The organism is Corynebacterium sp. MSK039, from assembly GCF_030232315.1.
Lineage (GTDB): Bacteria > Actinomycetota > Actinomycetes > Mycobacteriales > Mycobacteriaceae > Corynebacterium.
This window is the reverse complement of the sequence record NZ_JASPJL010000024.1, coordinates 1-5,544: the sequence shown is the minus strand read 5'-3', so window position 1 is coordinate 5,544 and position 5,544 is coordinate 1. Positions and strand designations below refer to the sequence as shown.

Below are 5,544 nucleotides of genomic sequence, written 5' to 3'. Positions count from 1 at the left end.
CTAGCCGTGGCTTACCCCGACCGATTCGCGGACTACTTGTAAACCAAACCCCCGCACACAAAGAATCGGACACCCTCAGCGAATCTTTGATTCGCGCGGCAGCCCCCAACTGAGCCGTTAGGCGAAGGCGGGAGTATGCCTACTTCATACGGTGAACCCGCCTGTGGTGGGCACCGTGGTGCCCCCGCCCATATTGCCCTATTGGGTTACTGTTATATACGACCTGGGGTTTTGCGGATCGTTGCAGGTCAGACCCTGTGGATAACTTCAAAACCGGTGGTAAATATGCGCACGACCGGTGGTAAATATGCGCACGACCGGTGGTAAATATGCGCACGACCGGTGGTAAATATGCGCACGACCGGTGGTAAATATGCGCAGCCTGACCTGCGGAAACGCAGAACCCCCTCCGTGGTTAACAGAGGGGGCAAGCGCGGAGAAGGGGGTCATGAGAGCTTCTTTCGGAGCCGTGGGAGGACTGGAAGAACAACGGGGATCGGGTCTACGCCGACGTCGAGCAGGCGGGCGAGGGTGCTGGGTATTTACGCCATCGGATTAGATGGATGTATGACGGAAGAGCATAAAAACGTATTCGGATATATCCATGACTCAATGAAGGAGCCGTCCGAAAAGAAAAGGCAGTGGGGGATGGTTCTTGTACAGTCCGGGCTACCAGTAATTTTTCTTGCCAGCTCAGGGGGTGAGTTGGATGCTCCCGCAGTGCTTGTGGAAAAAGTAGGATACGTTTCTCTTATAGTCGGGTTTGCGCTCTTCTTTGTGGGGATAGGAGGGCGCCGCTTTGAAAAGCGCAGGCTTTTGGCGGGGGGAGGTCTTGCGGTGCTGCTTGTTATCCTGGCCAGCTTTATTCCAGGGGCGAATTTTTTCGCTGAGGCGTCGCATGGGGCGCAACTTTTCTGGATGTTCGCCGCCCAATTCTCGTCTTTGGCTTTTGTGCAGTTATGGGAGACCTTCCGGGGTTCGGGAGGTGGGGGAGCTGATGGAAAGACCGACAAAGGTAGTGAATGTTGATGTGCTCTTGTGCTTGGTAGGAGCCATGTTCCCTACGGGTGTCTCTTTGGGGCATGCCAAATGAGACACTTTCGAGTTACAGGAAAATCTGTTGCTCTAGGGTTGGTTTATGGCCAAAGAGACAGATCTGTCGCTACCGCTTGAGCTAAATGAACACCAGCACGTCGTCACGGGCCAGTTGGTGGGGTACGCCCGCGTCAGCACACCGGATCAGAACCTGGACCGTCAGGTAGCCCGGCTCCAGAAGGCTGGGGCGACCGAGATCTACAAGGAAAAGATCAGTGGCGCGTCCCGGGAGAGGCCACAGCTGGAGGAGATGCTGCGCTACCTGCGTAAGGGAGATCAGCTGATCGTTACGAGCATGGATCGGCTGGCGCGGTCGTTCCTCGACCTGCACACCATCGTCGATGATCTTGTTCATCGGGGAGTGTCAGTGCGGTTCCTCCGGGAGTCGCAGACCTACTCGTCCCAAAGTGACCCGGTGGCCGCGTTGATGCTTGGTGTCCTGGGCAGTGTTGCGCAGTTCGAGCGGGCGATCATGCGGGAGCGCCAGGCCGAGGGGATTGAGCGGGCGAAAAAGCGCGGCGCATACAAGGGGCGAGCGCCGGCAATGAACGAGACCAGCATCGAGCAGGCGCGCGAAATGGTCGATATGGGAGTGCCTAAGGCAGACGTTGCTCGCCGTCTAGGTGTGATGTCCAGGGACGTTGTTCTGGCCCCCGCCCGTAATGACACCGTGCCGATTCAAGAAGTATCTGTCCAGACCGCTTGCCATTGAAGGCATGTTAGAGTTTGGGGCATGTCGAGTCCCGAATCAGACAGGTCAGGGGTTGTCGGTCACACCGCCAGCCCCTTGAACCACTAGTTACGACGCCCACGATCTGTGTGGGCGTATGTCTGGCGTACCCGGGGCGCTGGCCGTGGTGACAAGAAGAACCATTTCTTGATCTCACACCTCGGAGTACTCGATGCCTTTTGCCCTCTACATGCTTGCCCTGGCGGTCTTCGTCATGGGCACTTCAGAATTCATGCTCGCGGGATTGCTCCCCGCGATCGCGACCGAACTTGACGTCTCGGTCGGCACTGCGGGCCTGCTGACCTCCGCATTCGCAGTCGGTATGGTCGTCGGCGCGCCAGTGATGGCGGCATTCGCTCGCCGTTGGCCACCGCGGCTCACATTGATCGTTTGCCTTCTCGTGTTCGCGGGAAGCCACGTCATCGGAGCGATGACACCAGTGTTCTCTCTCCTGCTCATCACCCGGGTGCTCAGCGCTCTCGCAAACGCAGGATTCCTCGCCGTAGCACTGAGCACGGCCACTACCCTCGTGCCAGCGAACCAGAAGGGGCGTGCACTGTCGATCCTGCTCTCCGGCACGACGATCGCAACCGTCGTGGGCGTCCCCGCCGGGGCACTGCTCGGCACAGCGCTGGGCTGGCGAACGACGTTCTGGGCGATCGCCATCCTCTGTATTCCCGCGGCCGTTGGAGTCATTCGTGGCGTCACGAACAATGTTGGTCGGAGCGAGACTAGCGCGACCTCACCAAGGCTCCGTGTCGAGCTCAGCCAGTTGGCGACGCCGCGGCTCATCCTGGCCATGGCACTCGGAGCGCTGATCAACGGAGGGACCTTTGCGGCATTCACCTTCCTGGCACCCATCGTGACCGAGACCGCGGGCTTGGCCGAAGCGTGGGTGTCCGTCGCGCTGGTGATGTTCGGCATCGGATCGTTCCTTGGCGTCACGATCGCAGGACGACTATCAGATCAACGACCTGGCCTCGTGCTCGCAGTCGGCGGACCGCTATTGCTGACAGGCTGGATCGTGTTGGCAGTGGTCGCATCTCATCCCGTTGCGCTTATCGTCCTCGTCCTCGTTCAGGGATTCCTGTCGTTCGGCGTCGGCAGTACTCTGATCACGCGTGTGCTGTATGCAGCATCGGGTGCGCCAACGATGGGCGGTTCGTACGCAACCGCAGCATTGAATATCGGAGCTGCAGCGGGGCCCGTGCTTGGTGCGCTCGGGCTCGCGACCGGGCTGGGGCTGCTCGCGCCGGTTTGGGTCGCTTCGGTGCTGACAGCGATCGCTCTCGTCATCATGCTTCTCACCAGACGCGCGCTTACGAAGACCGCGGCGGAGGCCAATTGATGACCCATCCGAACGCTCTTCTCACTCCTCGTGCCCGTCTCCGGTTAGCTCGGCTGATTGTCGAAGACGGCTATCCGGCCACGATCGCCGCAAAGATGGGGTCGTTTGCGGGAGAGGGCGAAATCCTACGCTAAGGCTTTGGCCAACGATATTCTCCGGTAAGATTGATGTGTTCCCAGGGGATAGGAGAAGTCGCTTGATATCTAGTATGACGTCTGTCGCACCTGCTTGATCGCGGCCGCGATAGCTAGATCGCGTTGCTCCTCTTCTCCATCCGCGTTCCAAGCTGCGGAAAGGCACCCATAAGCGTACGCCTGGTCGAGCAGGCGACGCGGATCGACGTCCAGCGCACGAGAGAATGCGTCCGCCATCTGTGCAATGCGTCTAGGATCGAGACAAAGGTCGTCTCTGTCAGCCGGATCGTAGAACATATTGGCGGCGCCAAAGCCCACTTCACCGACCAGACCGACGGGATCTATCACCAGCCAGCCGCGACTGGAGAACATGATGTTTTCATGATGCAGATCGCCATGTAGCCCACGCAGTTCCGAGGCATTGCTCATCATTTGATCGGCTATAATCGCCGCGTGGACGTAGTCAGTTTGACAACCTGCGTTTTGATCATCGCGCGCCCGCTGAAACAAAGCTGCAAAGCGATCCCGGATCGGGAGAAGGGCAGAAGGCAGGGGTTCCTCAGATGCGGCATACAGCTTCGCCATTAGTTCCGCTGCAATTTCGGTCGCCTGGTAGTCGCCGTGCTCGGCAACGATGTGAGAGAGCATTCGCTCCCCGGCATATTCGAGCAACATCAGATTGTTCTCACGACCGAGCAACCGGACTGCTCCCCTCCCATTGCGCCATACCAGATAGTCGGCCCCGCGCAGTTCATCAGCAATGTCTTCTATAGGTTTCAATCCCTTGACGATTGCAGGAGTCCCGTCTGGCAATGAAACTTTCCAAACGAGGCTGGAAAAGGTGTCCGCAATGAGAACAGGTTGCGAAACGTGCCAATGAGCAGGAAAAACAGGCGGCATGAACATCAACCCCAAGTCAGAGGGTCCAATCGCAGATAGAAGGCAAGGCGTTCGCGGTCGGGGGCTTCGATCCCCAATACATTGAATAGGACAGCGAAGGCGCGCTCTGCTTCATCTGGCGCTGCCCAGTTCTCTTCGGCGTTAGCAATCATGAGTGCCAAATCGGCATAGCGATCTGCTGTTCCGAGCCGCCCAAGGTCGATCAGACCCGTGCATTGAAGAGTTTTAGGGTCCACCATGAAGTTCGGCATGCAGGGATCACCATGGCAAACAACCATATCGGTGCGCTCTTGGTCGAGCCGCACCGGTAGCTCTCGTTCGACACGAGCCAAAAGATCGAGCTGCGGCGTACTCTTGTCCTCGTCCGGTAAGAAGTCGGGATTGACGGCATTGCGGGACACCACATCAACGGCGCGTCCGAACATTCGCGACAGCCTGCGCTCAAACGGACATTGATCAACCGATAGGCTGTGAACAGCGCCAAGTTGCTGCCCCATTGACGGCCACGCTTTGAGCAAATCCGCTCCAGACAGATCAGCCGCCGGTACTCCCGGAATTGCCGTTATCACCAAGCATGCACCCTCCTGTTCCTCCTGCCAGTTGATCACCTCGGGGCAAGCCACACCTCGACCTTTGAGCCAAATGAGGCGGTCACGCTCTCCAGCGAGCTCACCGCGGCGGGAAGCAGGTGCGATTTTCGCGAAGGCATGCCCGTCACCACGTCGAAAAACAAAATCACCAGATTCTCCGCCTCTGACAGGCAACCAGTCAGAATGCGATTCACCAAAAAAATATTAGTTCGATTCAATGGAGGTTCCTTCAGTTTTCTGATGAAGCGCGGAGGTGGCTCAACCTGCGAAAAGAAACGAGTTGCTACGTAAGTCCGAGAACATGCTTTCCATGGTCTCTGAGCTCGCCTTTGGGACCGACATATCGGTAGAGAGTGACGCGCTCGATGCCGAGTTCCTTGCAGAGATCGGAAACTGAAGTATCGCGCTGGGCCATGGCGGCTTGCGCGAGACGCACCTGAGCTTTGGTGAGCGCGAATTTTCGTCCGCCCTTGCGACCGCGCGCTCTCGCGGAGGCGAGACCCGCCATGGTGCGCTCTCGGATCAGATCCCGCTCGAACTCGGCCAAGGTGGCGAAGATTCCGAACACCATGCGACCGGACGCAGTCGTGGTGTCGATCTGAGCGGGCACTGTTGCAAAGTTAGCGATGAGGCAGCCTTTTGTCTTATTCAAAGGCCTTACATTTCAAAAACGGTGCTGTTGCAAAGTTGGGGCAGTAGGAAGACCGGCGTGGAATAATCAGGTCCATGGGCATCTTCTCCGGTCGG

Annotated in this window: 5 protein-coding genes and 3 pseudogenes; 5 read left to right on the top strand and 3 right to left on the bottom strand. The window is 58.1% G+C overall.

The annotated features are described in order from the left end of the window. The first annotated feature begins 567 nt into the window (after window positions 1–567). The 5 genes and pseudogenes from QP997_RS09555 to QP997_RS09540 form a co-directional block, all read left to right on the top strand. Window positions 568–1,029, top strand: a complete 462-nt coding sequence (locus tag QP997_RS09555) for a hypothetical protein (protein WP_284846992.1) — start codon at window positions 568–570, stop codon at window positions 1,027–1,029. 109 nt (window positions 1,030–1,138) lie between these two features. Then, window positions 1,139–1,807: a recombinase family protein gene (locus tag QP997_RS09550; RefSeq protein WP_284846991.1), complete on the top strand. Its 669-nt coding sequence runs from the start codon at window positions 1,139–1,141 to the stop codon at window positions 1,805–1,807. Between the two features lie 115 nt (window positions 1,808–1,922). Then, window positions 1,923–1,976 (top strand): chloramphenicol resistance leader peptide, encoded by a 54-nt coding sequence (locus QP997_RS09915; protein WP_011113070.1) that lies wholly within the window; start codon window positions 1,923–1,925, stop codon window positions 1,974–1,976. 21 nt (window positions 1,977–1,997) lie between these two features. Next, window positions 1,998–3,173: a chloramphenicol efflux MFS transporter Cmx gene (gene cmx, locus QP997_RS09545; RefSeq protein ID WP_005297378.1), complete on the top strand. Its 1,176-nt coding sequence runs from the start codon at window positions 1,998–2,000 to the stop codon at window positions 3,171–3,173. Further along, a pseudogene (locus tag QP997_RS09540) lies at window positions 3,173–3,271 on the top strand (IS481 family transposase); the annotation flags it as partial. The gene cmx and the pseudogene QP997_RS09540, both read left to right, overlap by 1 nt. Window positions 3,272–3,376: 105 nt before the next feature. Here QP997_RS09540 and QP997_RS09535 read toward each other — a convergent pair. From QP997_RS09535 to QP997_RS09525, 3 genes and pseudogenes are all read right to left on the bottom strand, one after another. Next, complete coding sequence (locus tag QP997_RS09535) at window positions 3,377–4,213, bottom strand: aminoglycoside O-phosphotransferase APH(6)-Id (protein ID WP_000480968.1); 837 nt, start codon at window positions 4,211–4,213, stop codon at window positions 3,377–3,379. Beyond that, window positions 4,213–5,015, bottom strand: a pseudogene (gene aph(3'')-Ib, locus QP997_RS09530) (aminoglycoside O-phosphotransferase APH(3'')-Ib). Before aph(3'')-Ib ends, QP997_RS09535 begins: the two are co-directional and overlap by 1 nt. Before the next feature lie 65 nt (window positions 5,016–5,080). Next, window positions 5,081–5,401 (bottom strand): annotated as a pseudogene (locus tag QP997_RS09525) (recombinase family protein); the annotation flags it as partial. Window positions 5,402–5,544: the final 143 nt, after the last annotated feature.

Excerpts from the sequence above, each read along its gene's own strand:
- QP997_RS09555 (WP_284846992.1), top strand. The coding sequence starts at position 568 with ATGACGGAAGAGCATAAAAACGTATTCGGATATATCCATGACTCAATG.
- QP997_RS09550 (WP_284846991.1), top strand. The coding sequence starts at position 1,139 with ATGGCCAAAGAGACAGATCTGTCGCTACCGCTTGAGCTAAATGAACAC.
- cmx (WP_005297378.1), top strand. The coding sequence starts at position 1,998 with ATGCCTTTTGCCCTCTACATGCTTGCCCTGGCGGTCTTCGTCATGGGC.
- QP997_RS09535 (WP_000480968.1), bottom strand. The coding sequence starts at position 4,213 with ATGTTCATGCCGCCTGTTTTTCCTGCTCATTGGCACGTTTCGCAACCT.